Origin of the sequence: Paenibacillus sp. FSL R7-0128 (assembly GCF_038002245.1) — a bacterium.
In the GTDB taxonomy this organism is placed as follows: domain Bacteria; phylum Bacillota; class Bacilli; order Paenibacillales; family Paenibacillaceae; genus Paenibacillus_AQ; species Paenibacillus_AQ silagei.
Genome location: NZ_JBBOCD010000001.1, coordinates 2,936,335 through 2,955,403 on the forward strand (window position 1 = coordinate 2,936,335; position 19,069 = coordinate 2,955,403).

At 53.1% G+C, this 19,069-nt stretch carries 8 protein-coding genes; 5 read left to right on the top strand and 3 right to left on the bottom strand.

Going from position 1 to position 19,069, the window contains the following annotated elements; translation table 11 throughout:
- Window positions 1–108 precede the first annotated feature (108 nt).
- Both NST26_RS11860 and NST26_RS11865 read left to right on the top strand, forming a co-directional pair.
- Window positions 109–2,085 (top strand): hypothetical protein, encoded by a 1,977-nt coding sequence (locus NST26_RS11860; RefSeq protein WP_340979194.1) that lies wholly within the window; start codon window positions 109–111, stop codon window positions 2,083–2,085.
- Window positions 2,086–2,441: 356 nt separating this feature from the next.
- Window positions 2,442–4,001: an IS1182 family transposase gene (locus tag NST26_RS11865; RefSeq protein ID WP_340979195.1), complete on the top strand. Its 1,560-nt coding sequence runs from the start codon at window positions 2,442–2,444 to the stop codon at window positions 3,999–4,001.
- A 194-nt stretch (window positions 4,002–4,195) separates the two neighbouring features.
- Here NST26_RS11865 and NST26_RS11870 read toward each other — a convergent pair whose 3' ends face one another.
- The 3 genes from NST26_RS11870 to NST26_RS11880 all read right to left on the bottom strand — a co-directional run bounded on the left by NST26_RS11870 (window position 4,196) and on the right by NST26_RS11880 (window position 6,822).
- A complete protein-coding gene (locus tag NST26_RS11870) occupies window positions 4,196–5,128 on the bottom strand; it encodes an IS3 family transposase (RefSeq protein ID WP_340979196.1) in 933 nt (310 codons plus the stop codon).
- A 5-nt stretch (window positions 5,129–5,133) separates the two neighbouring features.
- Window positions 5,134–5,448, bottom strand: a complete 315-nt coding sequence (locus NST26_RS11875) for a helix-turn-helix domain-containing protein (protein WP_339313306.1) — start codon at window positions 5,446–5,448, stop codon at window positions 5,134–5,136.
- 516 nt (window positions 5,449–5,964) lie between these two features.
- Entirely contained in the window at window positions 5,965–6,822 is an 858-nt protein-coding gene (locus NST26_RS11880; RefSeq protein ID WP_340979197.1) for an AraC family transcriptional regulator, read from the bottom strand.
- 249 nt (window positions 6,823–7,071) lie between these two features.
- Between NST26_RS11880 and NST26_RS11885 the strand changes: the two genes are divergently transcribed.
- The 3 genes from NST26_RS11885 (at window position 7,072) to NST26_RS11895 (ending at window position 19,068) form a co-directional block, all read left to right on the top strand.
- Window positions 7,072–8,421 (top strand): glucuronoxylanase, encoded by a 1,350-nt coding sequence (locus tag NST26_RS11885; protein WP_340979198.1) that lies wholly within the window; start codon window positions 7,072–7,074, stop codon window positions 8,419–8,421.
- A 247-nt stretch (window positions 8,422–8,668) separates the two neighbouring features.
- The gene (locus NST26_RS11890; RefSeq protein WP_340979199.1) at window positions 8,669–16,795 is read left to right on the top strand and encodes an endo-1,4-beta-xylanase; all 8,127 of its coding nucleotides are present in this window, start codon (window positions 8,669–8,671) and stop codon (window positions 16,793–16,795) included.
- Window positions 16,796–17,712: 917 nt separating this feature from the next.
- Complete coding sequence (locus NST26_RS11895) at window positions 17,713–19,068, top strand: hypothetical protein (RefSeq protein ID WP_340979200.1); 1,356 nt, start codon at window positions 17,713–17,715, stop codon at window positions 19,066–19,068.
- The last annotated feature ends 1 nt before the right edge of the window (window position 19,069 follow it).

The following is a 19,069-nucleotide window of genomic DNA, read 5'->3' on the forward strand; positions in this document are numbered from 1 at the left end:
CCTGCAATGATTCTTCTCTGGAACTACTTTAAAATGACATTATCCTAGCATGCAGGAATATGATTTGCAACCCTTTTATCGTATTACAACAGACTGGAGGACAGGGTAGTGGAACTGATCATAACGGCAAGAAGCAAGGCTCAGGAAGATCCTGAATATACCGGACTTAACGGGCATGGACTACATGCATCCGTTGAGATAACAGGCGGGACAGGCAGTGCACAGCACCCCTTTCAGGCTCATGTACAGATTAAGAATCTGAACAGCACGCCTTGGTCAGGCGTCATTCATGTGGAGTTGCCGTTCGCCAAGGCTGATCCGCGCTTTTTTCTTCCCGCATTTATGTATGGCCGTAACCGGGGGGAAGCTCCGCAGAATGTTCCGAATGAGTTCCCGCGGCTTAGAGACGGCCAGCCCTCGCGTCCTTCTTCTCCCTGGTGGATGGTCCGGAGCGACCGGCTGTCGCATCCGGCGGCGCTGGTATACGACACTGGCAAAGTGTACGGATTATGCGCCAGCCCTTATTTTATATACAGGAAGGGAGAGAAGATCCAGTGGAAGCCTGGGCTAGAGGGGGAGTTCTTGCAGTATGGCGGCTTCACCTGCTCGCTTGCCAAGGGAACGGTCGGCTATACGCTGGGGTATGAGAATGCTCCGCTTCTGTTCATCAAATCGCGTCTTGTCAAGGAACGGGCACCGCTGGAGGAGAACTGCTTCGAACTGGCGGCCTCAGAGTCAGTAGCGTTCCTGCTGGATTTGTATGACTACAAGTCTGAGTCTGAGCTGGGCATCAATGCTGCGCTGGAAGAGATCTATTCCCGCTATCATCAGCCCCCAAGACCCGGCAGCGGGATCAGGAGCGCTGCGGCCGATCTGTCGAAGGCCATCTATCAGTATGCGTGGCTGCCTGAGGACCGGAGTTACACAACCTTTGTCTATGAGGACAAGGAGACGGGCGGGTACCGGTACAATAAAATCATCTCCATCAGCTGGACAAACGGTCTGACTGTAGCCACCCCTATGCTGATGGCTGCGCTGCGGCTGGGGGATGAGCCGATGCGCGGTCAGGCGCTATCCTGCATTGAGAATATCATCGGGAACTCCATGAACCCGGCTTCCGGTCTTCCCTATGAGGCCTATCAGGACGGGAAATGGAGTATCAACGGCTGGTGGTTCGACGGAATGCGCACTCCGGGACATTCCGCCTATCTGTGCGGACAGGCCTTATTCTATATTATGAAGGCCTATGAATACGAGAAACGGCTCAAGCATGTCGTTCACGAGGAGTGGGTGGACTTCGTGCGGAAGATTCTCCCTGTACTGGAGAGAAGCCGGAATTCGGACGATGAATACCCGACGATTCTCTCCGAGCGAACCGGTGCCGGGCTTGAATACGATTCCTTCAGCGGAACCTGGATCATGGCTGCAATCGCCTACTACAGCTGGCTGACAGGAAACCGGTCGCATCTGGACAGCCTGAAGCGCAGCGAGCGGCATTATTATGAGACCTATGTGAGACGGATGGAGTGTTATGGGGCGCCGCTTGATGCGGATAAGGCGGTAGATTCTGAAGGGATTCTGGCGTATATCCGGGCGGTGCGATATCTGCACGCCCTCACTGGGGATGAGCTGTATCTGGATCATATGAGAGATGCGCTTGCTTACGAGTTCACCTTCAAATTCGCTTATAATTCACCGGTTAAGGTGCCGCCGCTCAGCACAGTGGGCTGGTCCAGCTCCGGGGGGAGTGTGACCTCCGTCGCCAATCCGCATATTCATCCTATGTCGAGCAGCGTGGTAGATGAGCTGTATTATTATGTGAAGCGGCGTGAAGATCCGTATGTGAAGCAGCGGATGCTGGATACCGTCGGCTGGGGCTGTCAGACCTACAACCGGTATGACCGGGAATTCGGTCACGGCCTGACGGGCTGGATGTCCGAGAGATTCTGCCATTCCGAGGGGCTGGTAACCGAGACCTACAGTGACGGTTCACCGGCCAGCACCTGGTTCTGTCTGATGCCTTGGGCCAGCGGCAGTATTATTGAAGGTCTGGTTGGCGAGTACTGGGAGGCGGACAGCGAGTAACGCTGTTAATTCTGAATGTTGATATTCTGCCAAAAAGATGGGAGGCTGTCCCAAAAGCCATGAAATGGCTGCTTGGGACAGCTCTTTATTTTGGAGTAGGATCAACGTGAGCACTTGGGTGGACGCTGCGCGAACGGACCGTTGTTCCAATCGCTGTGGTCTCCAGATTTTTTTCATTCCCCTTAGCGGTGAAAATCCGGAGACCAAGGCGACCGCTGCCGCTTTTTCACAATCGTTCCGTCCTCTCCGCTGTTTAAGCGGGAAAAGGTTTTTCAAATCTTTCTAAAATCACAAAAAGAAACCTCTCTTTTGTTAAAATGGAGTTACCACACAACCATTTCAAAGGAGAGGTTTCTTTGTACATTCAATATACCATGGACCAACTTTGCTTGCCAATGGATCTGGAAGAAGATATCCCGGAAAATCACCTCGTTCGCGTCGTGAATGCCGCCGTCAATCGGCTGGACAACGCCATTTTTGACGCGGCCTATCCCGGCGGCGGCCGTGACAGCTACCATCCTAAAATGCTCACCAAAGTCATTATCTACGCTTACACTCAGCGAATCTATTCGTCTCGCCAAATCGCCAAAGCGGTCCGGGAGAACATTCCCTTCATGTGGCTGGCCGGACGGCAGCGACCCGACTTCCGCACGCTGAATCGCTTCCGTTCCCAGCGGATGAGAAATGTCCTCGAAACGGTATTTACCGCCGTGCTTCAGTTTCTGGCTGACGAAAAATACGTGTCTCTGGAGCATTATTTTGTGGACGGAACTAAGATCGAAGCGAATGCCAATCGCTACACCTTTGTCTGGAGCAAAGCGGTCAGCAAACACAAAGCGAAACTGCAAGATAAGGTACAGGCCCTATTCGCTGACATTGAAGCAGCGGAAGAGCAGGAAGAACAAGAGAATCAGGGCAAAGATCTGGCTGAACTCAGCACGGGTTCGGAAATGGACAGTGAGAAACTCGAACAAGCCGTGCAAAAGCTTGAAGCTCAGCTTGCCGAAAAACCGAAAGACAAGCCCCTAAAAAAGACGGTTCGGAAGTTGCGTAAGGATTTGCTCCCTCGACTGCAGAAGTACGAACAATATCAAAAGCTGCTTGGGGACCGGAACAGTTTCAGCAAGACCGATCCCGAGGCAACGTTTATGCGGATGAAAGAAGATCACATGCGAAATGGCCAACTGAAGCCAGGTTACAATCTACAGATCGGGACCGAAAACCAATTTATTTTAACCTACAGTCTCCATCAAAGACCGGGTGACACCCGCTGTTTAGAACCACATCTGGCAAAAACAAAGCAATTCCTCGGGAAACTTCCAAAGACGGTCATTGCAGATGCCGGCTATGGAAGTGAAGAAAACTACGCCTATCTGGAAAAGAGCGAGATACAGGCCGTCGTGAAATACAGCACCTACCACAAAGAAAAGAGCAAAGCCTGGAAAGCCGACGTCGGAAAAATCGAGAACTGGACCTACGACGGATCCGAGGATCGCTGGACGTGTTTAGCCGGACACCCGCTGTATTTCCAACGAGAGAGCAAGGAAACCACAGAGAGTGGATACGAAATTAAGAAGCGTCATTACCAAAGTCAAAGCTGCGGAGGTTGTCCGTTAAAAGAAAACTGCACGAAGGGAAGCGGAAACCGGGAAATCGCAGTCAGTTTGGAGCGGCTTAGATACCAGAAACAGGCGAAAGAGATCCTCCGAAGCGAGGAAGGCTATCTATTGGCCGTACGTCGAATGACGGAGCCGGAAAGTGTATTTGGACAATTAAAGAATAACCGGGGCTTCCGGCGCTTTCTGCTTCGCGGCATGGAAAAAGTGACGCTAGAGGTCGGTTGGCTTTCGCTTGCTCACAACCTGCTGAAGCAAGCAGCGAATGACCAGAAATACAAGGGAGCGATCCTCCAATAACGGAGAATCGCTCCCTTTCTTACAAATTAATCTTTTAAGAAGGCATGGGATTTTTCCCCACCAGTGGAGTATCTACTTTTGGGACAGCCCCTCTTTTATCGTGGAAAATATGTATGCGAAAAACAGCATACCGGTGCGACCCCCTTATCCCGGAGTCCTCCGTATAAAATCAGCACTTGTCGTAGATATGCTCTTTATTTCGCTTTTTCTCTCGGCCAGAAGAAGCGGGAGCGGTCTTCTAGAGTCTGGACCCACTCCGCAAAGGTAGCTGGCGGCATGTTACGAAGGCTCGTATGCATTCTGCGATTGTTGTAAAAGTCCATGTACCGGTCCACCGCTTCATAGGCCTCTTCGAACGTGTCGAAGGCCTCTTTGCGGAACAAATCCCGATCAATATTACTGTGGAACGATTCAATAAAAGCATTTAAATCCGGCGTTCGAGGCGGAATGCGTTCATGGGTCATTTCCCAGCTTTCACACATGTCGCCAAACAGGTGGCTGACGAACTGTGGACCGTTGTCGGTGCGGATCACCGGGCGTGCGCTGTCAGGGGCGCAGTGTTGCTCCATGGCGCGTCCTAGCGTCTGGCAGGCGTGCTTGGCCTCACACGACGATCCGCGGTGGTAGCCGACGATGACACGGGTAAAGACATCGATAATACTCAGGACAAAGAAATGCCTGCCCTGGCCCGCCACGTAACCGTACTTAATGTCCATCTGCCAGAGCTGACCCGCCCCTGTAATGACCCGGTTCTCCGGCAGCTTCCGAGGATGCTTAAAACGCTTGTGACGCTGCGGCTGTAGGATATCCAGCGCCTGACACAGCCGGTAGCTTTTCTTGTGATTGAGCCTCAGCCCGTGCTGGTTCCACAAGCACTTGGCCAGCAGTTTGTACCCGTACACGTGCTCCTCTCCAGCGATTAATTCCAGCAGCCATTCCTGGATTTCCTCGTCGCTAATCTTCTCTCCAGACTCGGTCAGGGAATAGCCGGGTACGGGTCTTCCGCGCCCCTGGGGTACGGCCTGTGCATCCTGCTTCTTGCGTTTCTTACGGTCGTAATACGTAGACTCTGCTAGCCCCACGAGACGTAGTACCAACGCTGCGGTATTCCCCTGCTTAATGAACATGTCGGCTACCTCGATTTTTTCGGATAAGCAGGGGTTGGCTTTTTTAGCAGTTCACGCAGAATCTCGATCTCTAACTCCTTTTCGCCGAGGATCTTGACGGCCTTCTCGTATTTCTGCTCCACGTCCAGGAGGCGCTTCAGTTCCTCCACCTGCTCCTGGGGATACGGATGATCTTGTTCCCCATGGGCCTCTCGGTAGTCCCTCACCCACTGATTCACTGTCGATGGGGTCACCCCATACTTGCGGGCAACCACCGCTGCCTTAATGCCAGACAACACCTCTTGCGCTGCCTTCTCTCTTGTTCCTGTTAAGTGTCCCATACCGTTCATCCTCCTCCTATATCTAGTCTACATTTTTGTGGGGGAGGACTCCAACTTCTTTAGGGGGCTGTGGAGATACATTTGCTGACGCGCAGGCGTGAGGCCTGAATGTATGCGAAAAACAGCATACATTTTGCTGGCGCGCAGGCGTGAGGCCTGAATGTATGCGAAAAACAGCATACATTTGCTGACGCGCAGGCGTGAGGCCTGAATGTATGCGAAAAACAGCATACATTTGCTGGCGCGCAGGGAGCGGTTCCACTCCCCCAAATGCTTACACTGAATCTACTCCAGCATAAAGAGCTATCCCAAGCAACCGTTTCATGGCTTCAGGGACAGCTCCAATTAAGCTATCGTAAATTTCATGCCCATCGTCTGCACTGCATTTCCTTGAATTTCAGTGGAACCGTCTTCTACGAATACACCCTAACGATACAGTATCACACATTACGTCGAACGTAAGGTGAAAAGACAGCTATAATTAACGTTACCTTTTTCAAAAGAATGCCCGGGCACTTACGGCAGCATACCAGCCCGGTACCTGCCCGGGGACATACCGGCCACCTTGGTGAAGCTGCGGATGAAGTTGGCGTAATCGCTGAAGCCGGACAGCTCGCAGGCGGCCGCGACACTCTTGCCGGAGGTAAGGTGACTCATGGCCAGGGAGACGCGCTTGTTAACGATATAGGAGCGGACGGTAAGTCCCGTGTGCTCTTTGAACTGCTGGCTTATATATTTGCCGCTGTAATGAAATTCCTGCTCCAGCTGGGCGGAATAGATCGGTTCGAGCAGATGCTCCTCGATGTAAGCCATCGTCTGGCGGACAAGCTCCGGCATGAGATTATGCGGCAAAGCGGCGGAGGACTGCTGCAGAGTGTTGATGAATACAAGCAGCCGGGTGGCATAGGAATCGGCCAGCAGATCCTGTCCGTACTCCTCGGAGTGAAGGCTATAGATCAATTGGTCCGCCAGTCTGGAATAGAAGGCGCACTGGTCGCGGGAGAGCCGGATCAGCGTGTTCAGCCCCGAGGGAAAGGCGTTGAAGCAGGCCAACAGGTTCGTGCGGCTGCTGGATAGCCGCCGCAGGGCGGATCTTCGCAGGTTCAGCCCGATCCGTTCATAGGTCTGGTTGTCGGCACAGACACAGCGGTGCATCTCACCTGGCCGGATCAGAATCAGATCGCCGGGGGAGAGCTTGTAGCAGGACTGCTCCACATACATATAGGTATTGCCTCTCAGGAACAGGTAGATTTCGTAGGCATCGTGCCTGTGGTAAGGCTGAGCCGGGCTGAGCTGCTCCGTGGTGGTTGATTTGTGGAAGCAGATCATTTCTTCGGGGATCGGGGTGAACACATACTGGGCAAGCTGCTCCATGGCATCCATTCCTTTAATTGGATATATAAGGATTATCGGTATCCGCGCAATATAGTATCGCTGATATGCAACGACGACATATCAACTATTTAATATAATACAGGAATAGGAAGCGCTTGCAAGTGTTGCAAGGGAAAAGGACAAGCCTGTACAGGGTACAGCTGCCGCTTCGATTAGACAGGAGGTGCGACCAGAGGCAGAATTCGGCAGGAATGTTGTGCAGAAATCATATAATAAGGAGATGAAGCAATGAAATCAACGTTTAAAAAATCACTATGTACCTTGCTGGCAACGGTAACTATGTTGTCTATGCTGGTGGTGCCACCGCCACCCAAAGTTTCAGCAGCCAGCGATGTGACGGTCAATCTGTCCGCCCAGAAGCAGGTGATCCGCGGGTTCGGCGGCATTAACCATCCGAACTGGATCGGGGATCTGACCGCCGCGCAGCGGGAGACCGCCTTCGGGAACGGGGCGAACCAGTTGGGATTCTCCATTCTGAGAATCTCTGTGGACGAGAACAAGAACAACTGGTATAAGGAGCTGGATACGGCCAAGGCAGCCGTTGCCAAAGGAGCCATCGTTTTTGCTTCGCCGTGGAATCCGCCTAGCAGCATGACGGAGACCTTCAACCGCAACGGGAATACCTCAGCCAAGCGTCTCAAATATAACCAGTACGGCGCATACGCCCAGCATCTGAATGACTTCGTGACGTACATGAAGAATAACGGGGTTAACCTGTATGCGATCTCGGTGCAGAACGAGCCGGACTATGCCGAGACCTGGACCTGGTGGACACCTGCCGAAATGCTGAACTTTATGAAAAATTATGCCGGTTCCATTAACTGCCGGGTCATTGCTCCGGAGTCCTTCCAATATCTGAAGAATATGTCCGATCCGATTCTGAATGACTCCCAGGCGCTGGCCAATATGGACATTCTGGGGGCACATTTGTATGGAACTCAGGTGAACAACTTCGCTTATCCGCTCTTCAAGCAGAAGGGTGCAGGCAAAGAGCTGTGGATGACCGAGGTCTATTATCCGAACAGCAATAACAACTCGGCCAACCTGTGGCCGGAAGCGCTGGAAGTAGCCTACCATATGCACAATGCGCTGGTGGAAGGGGATTTCCAGGCTTATGTATGGTGGTATATCCGCCGCCAATACAGCCCGATGAATGAAGACGGCAGTATCAGTAAGCGCGGGGACAGCATGGCCCAGTTCTCCAAGTTCGTCCGCCCGGGTTATGTAAGAGTTGATGCTACGAAGAACCCTAACACCAATGTCTATGTCTCGGCTTACAAGGGCAGTAACAAGGCAGTGATTGTCGCTATTAATAAAAGCAATTCGGCGGTTAGCCAGCGGTTCGTCCTGCAAAATGGCTCCGCATCGAGTGTGTCCCCATGGACCACAGACGCCAGCCGCAAGGTAGCCGCCGGATCAGCCATTAATGTGTCGAATGGTGCCTTCACTGCCCAACTCCCGGCTCTTAGTGTAACTACCTTCGTAGCCACACTCGGAAGTAGCAAAAGCTCAGTAACGGATGCAATCTATGACATTGAAGTAGATCCCGCCTTGGCTGAGGAAGTTCTTGCCCAGTAGAATACAGTCGCAGCATTTATGACTTAACCGCAGATAGACTCAGCATCCCGGCCTGTAAATCGCAGCTTGTATAGTGCGTTTACAGGCCGGGATTTTTGGTGCTTTCGGGTCATCGTTTAAATTTGAAAGAGAATAGTGTTATTTTAAAATGAATCGTGCATCCTTCTTCTATAAATGTACAATCTGATTTGTTAGGATATTACCAGGCAAAACAATGTAAGCGCATACAAGAGGAGGAATCTCTAGGATGAGTAAAAAGATCAGGAGAAAGGCACTCTCAGTTTCAATGGCTGGTGTGCTGCTGCTATCCGTCATTACCCCTATGCCATTCTCTAACCCGCTTCAAGCTGCTCCGGCTGCTGCCATGCAGGCTGCTATTGCTCCGGCACAGGTAACCGCCGATTGGTACAAGAGCTATCAGACGATGGATGGTGTAGGAGCCGCCTATGCGTATACGGATTCCGTCCATATGCTGCAGCTCGCTTCGGCCGGCCATCAGGATACGGTCCGGCATCTGCTGGATCTGACCTTCAGTGAACAGAAGGGTACAGGTCACGACATTGTCCGGGTGATCATCGGTGACAACGGCGGCCTGACGACTTCCGGGGCTACTGCGGCAAGCCCGGGGTTCAACCCGCTCACCAGTCTCCTGGCCGATGTGAATAATCCCGGCTTTGACATCGAGGGGAATGCCATTCCCATGCGTGGAACAGCAGGACAATACGGCTACAAGATCGAAGCGGAGAACCGCTATTACGACGGCAATACCGACAGCATCTGGCCGGTTGAACCGGAGCATGCTCCTGGAACGCTTGTACCTGTGCAAGACTTTGTATGGGATTATCCCTCCTGGAATCAGCCGATCGGCAATGACGACGGCGGCCCGACCAATCTCCTCAGTAAGCCCGGTGAACAGCCTGTAGTCATCAAGAATTCCCCGCGTACCCGCAAAGAGCTGTTCGATATCGATCAGGTCTGGACCATGCGCCAGGCACAGCAGTATGGCGTCAAGCAATTCTACGCCTGCACCTGGACCGTACCCTACTGGATGAGCCAGTCCAACACCAATTCTCCCAGCAAAATTGTCCGTGGCGACATCGCCACCATTGGCGGAAAACCGGTAAAAATATACTATCAGGCCTATGCAGATTATCTTGTCAATTATATCCGCGGCATGTGGGAGCAGTATGGGATTCCGGTTACCCACATCAATCCCTTCAACGAAGTCGATCTGGCGGGCGGCTCAGCTGCTTACGTTACGGAACTGATTAACGGTTACATCGGACCTGCTTTGAAAAAATCGATGCAGCCTGGCGGCGACCTCTATGATATTAAGAACCCGGAAGGCAAGCTCATTGACTTCATTCCCCAGCTAGCCGCAGTGGACGGCACCAATCTGGGCGCTTCCTTAAGCAGAGGCGGCGAGGTGTTCTCGCAGACGGACCCGGATAATGCGCTCGACAAGAATCCCTATCTCGATGTATTCACTACCCATCTCTACGGTACAGTTGGCATCGGTACGGATGAGAACAAGCTGTACCACACCGGGGATTTCTCCAAGAATCCTCTGGATTATACCAAGGATGGAAGCAAGTATCCCGAATATCTTACTAAGTATAAGCTCTGGCAGGCAGAATTCATGAACCAGGACACCGCTGACGGTTCGGCTGGAGCGTATACGCAGCGCTACGGCAATCAGAATATCAATGACGCCGTACGCTGGTCCAATCTGATGACCAATATGTTCACCAGCAACCCGGGCTTCACCGGCTTTGTCTGGTGGAGCATGTGGGACAGCAACGGCGCGGACGGCTCTGACCTGATCCGCTTCGTGACGACCAACTCCCAGCAGGAGCCGGGACGGATCAGCACACTGACGGGGGAATACCGGTTGTTCAAGCGCTTTTACAGCTACGGGCATTTCTCCCGGTTCATGAATCCCGGCGATGTGCGCTTTGAGGTTACACGCGTACCGGCGCCTGATCTGAATGTGGTCGGCTTCAAGAATCCGGCTACGGGTGATTTCTCGATGACGATATCCAATGCCAACAATGATGACAGCGTTCAGCCGCTGGAATTCAATCTGAAGGACTTCCCGGCAGGAACAGATAGTGTGACGGTATTCCGCACCTCGGGAAGCGAGAACCAGAAGAAGCTGGGTACGATTCCTGTATCGGGCGGCAAATTCGTCATTAATATTCCGCCCGCCAGCGTTGTGACGGTTGTTCCGTCCAAGGGAACCTTTGCCACTTATCAGGGGCTGGACGGGGAGCGCGATATCTTCTCCACGCTGGAAGCAGAGGGGAATGACAACAGTGTGCCCGGCGACAGTGCAGGCCAAGCAGGCCGTGCCAATGAGGCAGTGACACTGGGTGCAGGCGGTTATCTCGCTTACAACAATGTGAATTTTGCAGACGGCTCGGCGAACGGCGGTGTGGTCCGCAGACACTTGCTGTATCTTACCGCCCAGACGAAGTCGGCGCAGGGAGGCAAGCTTGCTGCTTATGTGCTTCCGGTGGGAACCCCTGCCGGCAGCAGCGCCGATATCCTGTCCCAAGGTACGCGGGTCGCAGAGATTCCGGTACCGGCCAATGACAGCTACGGCAAATTCCAGGACATGGTCGATACAGGCGATCTTAGTGCTTACGGCCATAAGGATCTGTATATCGTGGCCGAACCGAATGGGACTGCGGGTACGATCACCGTTGACCGCTTCCTGTTCGGAGCAGGCGATTCCGACTGGAGTACTGCCGCCAACAATTCTACAGTATCCATTCCGGGCAATCTGCTGCTCAACGGGGATTTTGATACGGCAACCGCTTCCAATACAGACAACTGGTCTGCCGGACGTTACAACAAGGGAACCTTTGAGCCTGCTGCTGCAGGACCAGTGTTAACGGCGGATACCATACAAAGCTATTCGGGGCTGTCACGTTACTTGAAGAACAGCTCGACCTCGAAGGTTGCCGGTTCCAGCAAGCTTGCTGGCCGCATCGACGCTGCGCAGCAGTATGATGGAATGTGGCAGGATGTTACCGGTAAGCTGAACAAGGGAGAGAGCTATAACTTCAAGGGCTACTTCCTCTCGATGATGAGCCGCCCGGACAGCTATGATGTTGCTGCAGAGCATCCGGGTGATGTCGAAGCGGCGCTGGTGTATTACGACGGGAACGGGAATCAGCTCGGAATGACTCCGATCAATGGCCGCGATATGCCTGAACCGTACGCCGCCCGTGAAGCCGGTGATCCTGCATACTGGGCGGGCGGCAAGTTCGTCGGACGCATTCTTGAGGGCGGGCCGCTTAGCTTAAGCTCCTTCCAGCCCGTGGATGTGAAGGTGGCAGACTGGCATGAGACGCCTAATCAGCCATTCACGTATGAGGAACCCGCAGGCACAGCGAAGGTGGTCCTGGCGGTGTATGCGAAGGATGCGAACATCCTGTATGCTGACCAAATGTCGCTTACTCCTGAGGCGGTCGTGTCGCACAACCTCTTTATTGATGGCGTTCAGCCGTCTGATTTTGACGAAGCGAAGCATGAATATAAATATACAGTCACCGGGAACGCCATTCCGAAGGTTACAGCGGTAACCAGCGATCCGGCTGAGCTTGTGAGTATCTCGCAGGCGGACAGTGCGCAGGGCACGGCAGTGGTCCGGTTCGTCAAAGGAGAACAGATCAAGACTTATAAAATCCTCTTCAGTACGAACGAGGTGGTTGATTTCTCGAATGGACTTCCGGCAGGCTGGGAGGTCGTGAATCCGGCTGATCCGCTGAACGCACTTAGCTATAGTGCTGAGGGTGCGGCCATCCAGACCTTGAAGAGCGATACGGACTATCCGGGCAGCCATAATATGCTGCAGATGCCGGGTTCGGCCGAAGGTAACTGGACACTTACAGCAAAGCTTACGGTAGACAAACCGCTTAATGACTCGTCGGTGGGTGAGAATTCCCAAGTAGGACTTGGCATCAGCCGGATTACAAACGGTGAATTTTACAGAATCAATGCCAGAAAGGTAAGCTCCAATATCAAAGTGAATAATTCGGGGTTGATAGGTACTCAGCCCTTCACCAACAATACGAATCAGACGAATCTGAGCGGCATGAACTATTTCTTGCGGATTGTAAAAGAAGGCAATGTGGTGCAAGGCTATTTCTCCACAAACAGTGGTGCTTCCTGGCTGGCGATGGGGAATCCGTCAACGTATACCCCGGAATTCTTCAAGGATGCCAAGGTGCAGTTGTACGGAACCAATACCAGCGCAGTAACGGACTTCAAAGTCACCTTCTCGGGGGTTACCCTGGTGAAGACCCTGGGAGAGACGGGGGAAATTACTGCAGATCAGCAGGCTGTAGAGGAAGCGGCGGCCTTGATTGGCAACCGGATTACCGTTCCTAATGCAGTGGAGGGTGAAGATAACACTAAGCTGATGGCCAAAGCGCAGGCGATTCTGGATGGCAATGAAGCGCTGAAGCAACTGGGAGTGAAGACCGCTATTACTCTCCAGGGAGGCGGATTCACGCTGACTGTAACTAAGGGAAGTGTCAGTGTAAAGGTCAGCCCGTTCACTATTGCAGCGGGGATGAAGGCGGTAAGAGATTTCGAGGATGGGACCATGCAAGGCTTCCAGCCGAAGGGAAGTGCTGGCGTGAAGCTGGAGCTTACCAAGGAAGCTAACCACACCACGGGCGGCGCTTATGCCCTGAAGGTCACAGGCAGAGCGGCTAACCCGGACGGACCTGCGGTCCAGGTCAAGGATGCCGTCACCATCGGCAACGAGTACAAAGCGGCGGTATGGGTTAAGCTGATCAGCCCGGCAAGCGCACAGCTCAAGCTGACGGCACAGGTCAATGCACCTACGCCGTACTATGTCAGTCTGGCTACACAGACAGTCAGTGCAGGCGGAGACTGGGTGAAGCTGGAGGGAACCTACCGTTATCTGCATGATGATGTCACTTTATATGTAGAGAGCCCTAATAGCACTAATGCATCTTACTATATCGATGATTTCAGCTTCACAGACACTGGTCTGGAGAGCATTCTTCCGCTCCAAGAAGTGTATAAGAACGACTTCCTGCTCGGCAATATACCCGGCACGAATGATCTTAATCCGGGTAACGGACAGAATGCGTTCTTCAATTATCACTTCAATGCCGTGACCTTCGAGAACGAGATGAAGCCGGACGCGCTGCAGAAGACCAAAGGCACTTTTACCTTCAACAAATCAGACGATATGGTTGCCAAATCCCGGGCGATGGGGGCGGAGGTCCATGGGCATGTGCTGGTATGGCATAGCCAGACTCCGGCGTGGTTCACGCAGCAGGTGGATGCCTTAGGCAATGCCGTGAAGGATGGGACGGGGAATCCGGTCTATCTCAGCCGCAGTGAGGCACTGGCAAATATGAAAACCCATATCCGTACGGTCATGGAGCATTACAAGGATTCGGTGATCTCCTGGGATGTGGTCAATGAGGCGATGCAGGATGGTCCTCCGGCCGTAACGGACTGGAAGGATGCGCTGCGTAAGTCCCCTTGGTACTATTCTGTCGGCCCTGACTTTGTAGAGCAGGCATTCCTTGCCGCCAGGGAAGTGCTAGATGAGCATCCGTCGTGGAATATCAAGCTGTATTACAATGATTTCAACGATGATTTCCCGGAGAAGCGGGATGCCATCTATGACATGGTCAAAGAGATCAATGACCGTTATGCGCTGGCCCATCCCGGCAAGCTGCTGGTTGACGGCATCGGGCTGCAGTCCCACTACGACATGAGAACCAAGCCTGACAATGTGGAAGCGGCGATTGAGAAATATGCTTCCCTGGGTGTGGAGCTCTCCATCAGCGAGCTGGATGTGCTGGCAGGCATGAATTATTCCCTCTCAGCAGAGTGGGCAGAGAAGCAGGCGAACCTGTATGCCCAATTGTTCCAGATCTACAAGAAGCATGCGGATGTAATCGCGCGTGTCACCCTTTGGGGATATGCAGACAGCGCGAGCTGGAGAGCAGGCCAGAATCCGTTGCCGTTCATCAGCTCGCTGGCACCGAAGCCGGCGTATTATGCCATCCTTGATCCTGAGAAGTATCTGGCCGGGCATCCGCTCTATGTGACTCCAGAGACTAAGAGCTCTACGGCGCTGTATGGTACCCCTGACATTGATGGAAGCATAGACGACCTCTGGGCGAATGCGCCGGAGATCCGGATTGACAATCATCTGATGGCGACAGCGGAGACCACAGGAACCGCCCGGACGCTGTGGGATGAAGAGAATCTCTATGTGCTGTTCCAGGTCAAAGATACGCAGTTAAGCAAAGCCAGCACGGATAAGACGAAGCAGGACTCCGTGGAAGCTTATGTGGACGGAGACCGTATCAACGCCTGGCCGTACCGCGAGGATGACGGGCAATACCGGGTCAACTATGCCGGAGAGCAGTCCTTCAAGTTCCTCAGTAATTCGACACCGGCGGTCTCACCGGGATTTGAATCGGCGGCGGTAACCGAAGGGACGGCTTATACGGTGGAGATGAAGATTCCATTCCGCACACTGAGGCCGGAGAACGGAACACAGATCCGGTTCGATGCGCAGGTGAACAATGCAACCGGGTCCAATCTGATCGGCGTAGCCACCTGGAATGATCTGCTGGGCCGGGCTGCGAAATCAACAGAGGTGTTCGGCAACCTTACTCTCAGCGGCAAGGGAGATGCAGCTCCGCCTGTGTGGGCTGAGGGAAGCAAGCTTGAAGCCACCGGTATTACGCCTACAGGGGTTACCTTATCGTGGCCGGCTGCAATGGATAATCTGGGTGTTACCGGATACCGCATCTACAACGGGATCGATTCCGAGCCGGTGCTTGTAACCGGTATCGAACCGGTGGAGACCGCAACCGGAGCCGTATATCGTTATGAGGTAGCTGGACTGCTGCCGAACACGTCATATACCTTCAAGGTAGAGGCAGGCGATGCAGCGGGGAACTGGAGTAAGGACGGACCGTACGTTATAGTGACCACCCTTCCTGGTGAAGACATCACGCCGCCGGTCTGGGCGGAAGGAAGCACGCTTGCCGCTTCCGGTATCACGAGTAGCGGACTGACGCTGACCTGGTCGGCTACGGCCACAGATGACAGCGGCATCTACGGGTACCGGATTACGAATGGAACCGGAGATAAGCCGATTACGGTTACAGATGCTGTGTATACGGAGACCGTAACCGGTGCTGTATACAGTCATCAAGTAACGGGATTACAGCCGGGTAAGCAGTATACGTTCAAAGTAGAAGCTGGAGACACGGGCGGCAATTGGAGCGAGGGTGGGCCTTCTGTGTCAGCAACGACACTGCCTGCTACCGACACCACACCTCCGGTCTGGATGGAGGGAAGCAAGCTTGAAGCCTCACGGATCACAGCATCCGGTCTGACACTAACCTGGACGCAGGCTGCTGACGATAAGGGAGTGACCGGCTACAAAGTCTATAGGGGAGCAGAGGAAATCGCTGCGTTGTCTGGAACAGAACTGCGGTACGAGGTAACCGGGCTTGCTGCGGGAACAGAGTATCATTTCTCGGTGCAGGCCGGGGATGAAGCCGGGAACTGGAGCAAGAATGGTCCTGCCCTCTCTGTAACTACGCTAAAAGACAGTGGCGGTCCGTCTGAGCCGACGCCAACACCAACAACAAGACCAACACCTACGCCGACGCCAGTACCGACGTCAGTACCAACGTCAGTACCAACATCAACAGCTACGCCAACACCGACACCAACATCGACGCCGGGAGCAACAGGTACACCGGCTGCGTCACAGACACCAGCACCTACGCAGACACCAGTGCCAAGCAGCCCGTTCAAAGATGTAGGTGCCAAATACAGCTGGGCTTCGGAGGCGATTGACACACTGTACAGTCTGGGCATCATCCAAGGAACCTCTGCGGCCACCTTCAGCCCGGAGAAGAACATTACGAGAGCGGACTTTGTGCTGCTGGTAGTGAGAGCATTGGGTCTCGAAGCGGAATCCGGTTCCGGCTTTGCAGACGTAAGCCAGGGAGCCTACTATTATGAAGCGCTCGGTATTGCGAAGCAGCTGGGGATTATCAATGGAACAGATGGCAGCAGCTTCAATCCGAAGGGCGAAATCTCGCGGCAGGATATGATGGTGATTGCAGCCAGAGCCTTGAAGGTGGTGAACAAATTATCTGCCGGCGGCAGTGCCGGAGACCTGGCCGGCTACACAGATAGAATGAAGGTGGCGAAGTATGCCATTGATAGTGTAGCGGCACTGGTCCAAGGGGGAATTGTCCGGGGAGACGGGAAATCCCTTCATCCCACCGGAACAGCCACGCGGGCGGAAGCTGCTGTCATGATCTTCCGGATATTGAAGAAGTAAAGAAGTAACACCCTGCAGGTAAAGCATAGAATCACATTATATAACCCTCACGGCCGCGAGCGTCCACCCATCGGAAGATGGGCCGGATGCTGGCTGGCCGGAGGGATTTTTGAGTAATATAAACTTCCACGTACCAAGTGCAATCCCTCGTCATACCTACCCGACGGACAACCTAGTAGACCATCAGAATTAAACAAGTGATTTCATTCCAACAAAGCGGTAAGGGATGAAACTGCGTTTGTAGGAAAAAACAGGGATAAGTGTATTCTGTGCAACTAAAACCAGTGAAACGGATGTACATCCTCTTCTAATTGTATTTTGTGCAACTACATTTGCCCGGATGGGCGAAAATCCAGGTATAGGGGCATTTTAATTGCACGAACTACATCTAAACGGGGATTTGGCGGCACATCGGACGATTTAGTTGTACGAATTGCAATTAAGCCTCCAACTTGCCTCCTAATCGGGGTGAAGTAACCCCTCAGCAAGCCATTAGTTAAAGTAATTCTCCCGTGTAATCCTGCCCGGAAAACCGAAGCTACCGGAACCGGAATTGGAACTGGAACTAGTTGGAAAATGTACACTGGTGGATTAAGATACGTTTTTCCAACTGTATACTGCTCGAAGCTGTACGTTGGAGCCGGTTACTTCCTGTATCCGATGAGCCACACCCGCTACCTTGTTCCCTGTCATTACTCAACTATTCAGCCTGCCTAATAAACATCGCGTATCCTGCCTATCTCTGGGTCTTCCACATAGCATCCCGCATCCCACCTATTCTGGGTCTTCCCGCCCAGACCTGCCGCTACGCGTTTACCTTGCTGTTATACCGGAAGTACTAATATTTCCTCTACATCTTCTTTTTTACAAATAATTAGTTTATCATTGCTTCATTCCAAAGATTAGGAGGATTTACTATGCATGGAGTAATAAAACATATAAGCCGATTGTGTGCGGGGCTTATGCTGCTGGGTGCTGTATCATATGCGGGAGGGGAGCAGGCACTGGCTTCGCCTGTCCAGAGTGGACAGGTGATCGGGACAGGGGCAGCGGCTCTGGCTGCTGTGGACGTCAGTTCTTCCATTACAGTGCTGGGCAGCCCGTTCAAGAAAGCGGCTTATGCGCGTAATGTCTGGGACATGCAGCTTTTTGGCGGCAAAATCTATCTGGGCCACGGCAACAGCAGCAACAATGCGCCTTCGTCCAATGCGGGGCCGGTTCCAATCTATTACTGGGATCTTGCCCAGAATAAATTCTCTGTGCAGGATGTTACGTATACGAACCCGGCGACAGGCAAGGTGACCACCAATGTCTATGTCATGGATGAGCAGATCGATACCTTCAAGGTGCTGAACGGGGAGCTGTATATTCCCGGGCATGACTCCAGAGTACCGGGGTGGGCTTACGGGAATTTTTATCGGCTGAACGGGGATCACTGGGATCAATACATGAACATTCCCGGAGGCATCCATGTGTACGATATGGCCTACTACAAAGGCAAGCTTTACGCAGCACTCGGCGCTAACGAAGGGCCCTTGATTTACGTATCTTCGAACAGGGGAGCGACCTGGACCCGCTTCGGCACGGTCTCCCAATACGGTATTATGCGTGCCTACAATCTGTTCGAGCTGGGCGATACACTGTATGCGTCCTCAGCCACGGCAGGGAAGACCCAGGGGATTCCAAATGAGAAGGGGTATATGACCTCCATCAAGCAGAGCACAAGCGGGGGAATTCAGACCTCCAAGCTGACGTTTACCAGTACCCAACTGTTCCCGGGTCTCAGCTTCGTTATCAAAGCGGGTGAAGTGAATGTTCCCGGCGTCAGCGGCCAGCCTTGGCTGAAGCTCCTGCGTACGACCCCGGTGAACGACCGGCTGCTCTATATTCCGGGTGTGATCTATAACGACCATCAATCTATCCCGCAAGGGCTGTACTCGGCAGCAGCCAACTTCCAGAATGTGCGCAAGGAGCTGTTGCCTGACTCTGCTGTAGTGCCTATGGATATTCTGGAGCGCGGGGAGACGATATATGTGCTCGGTTATGTCAAGGAAGCCTCGGGACAATATACGAATTACGTCTACCGCAAAAGCACCTCCAGCTTCGCAGCCGGCGGGGAAGGCTGGAGTGAAGTCTTCCACTTCAGCCGGGACACGTTCGCCCGTTCCTTCGAGGAACAGGGTGGCGATTTCTATTTCGGACTGGGGAGCTATGCCGACGTCCTTCCGGCTTCCACCGGCACGATTCTGAAGCTGAGCGCCGGGTCTTATTAAT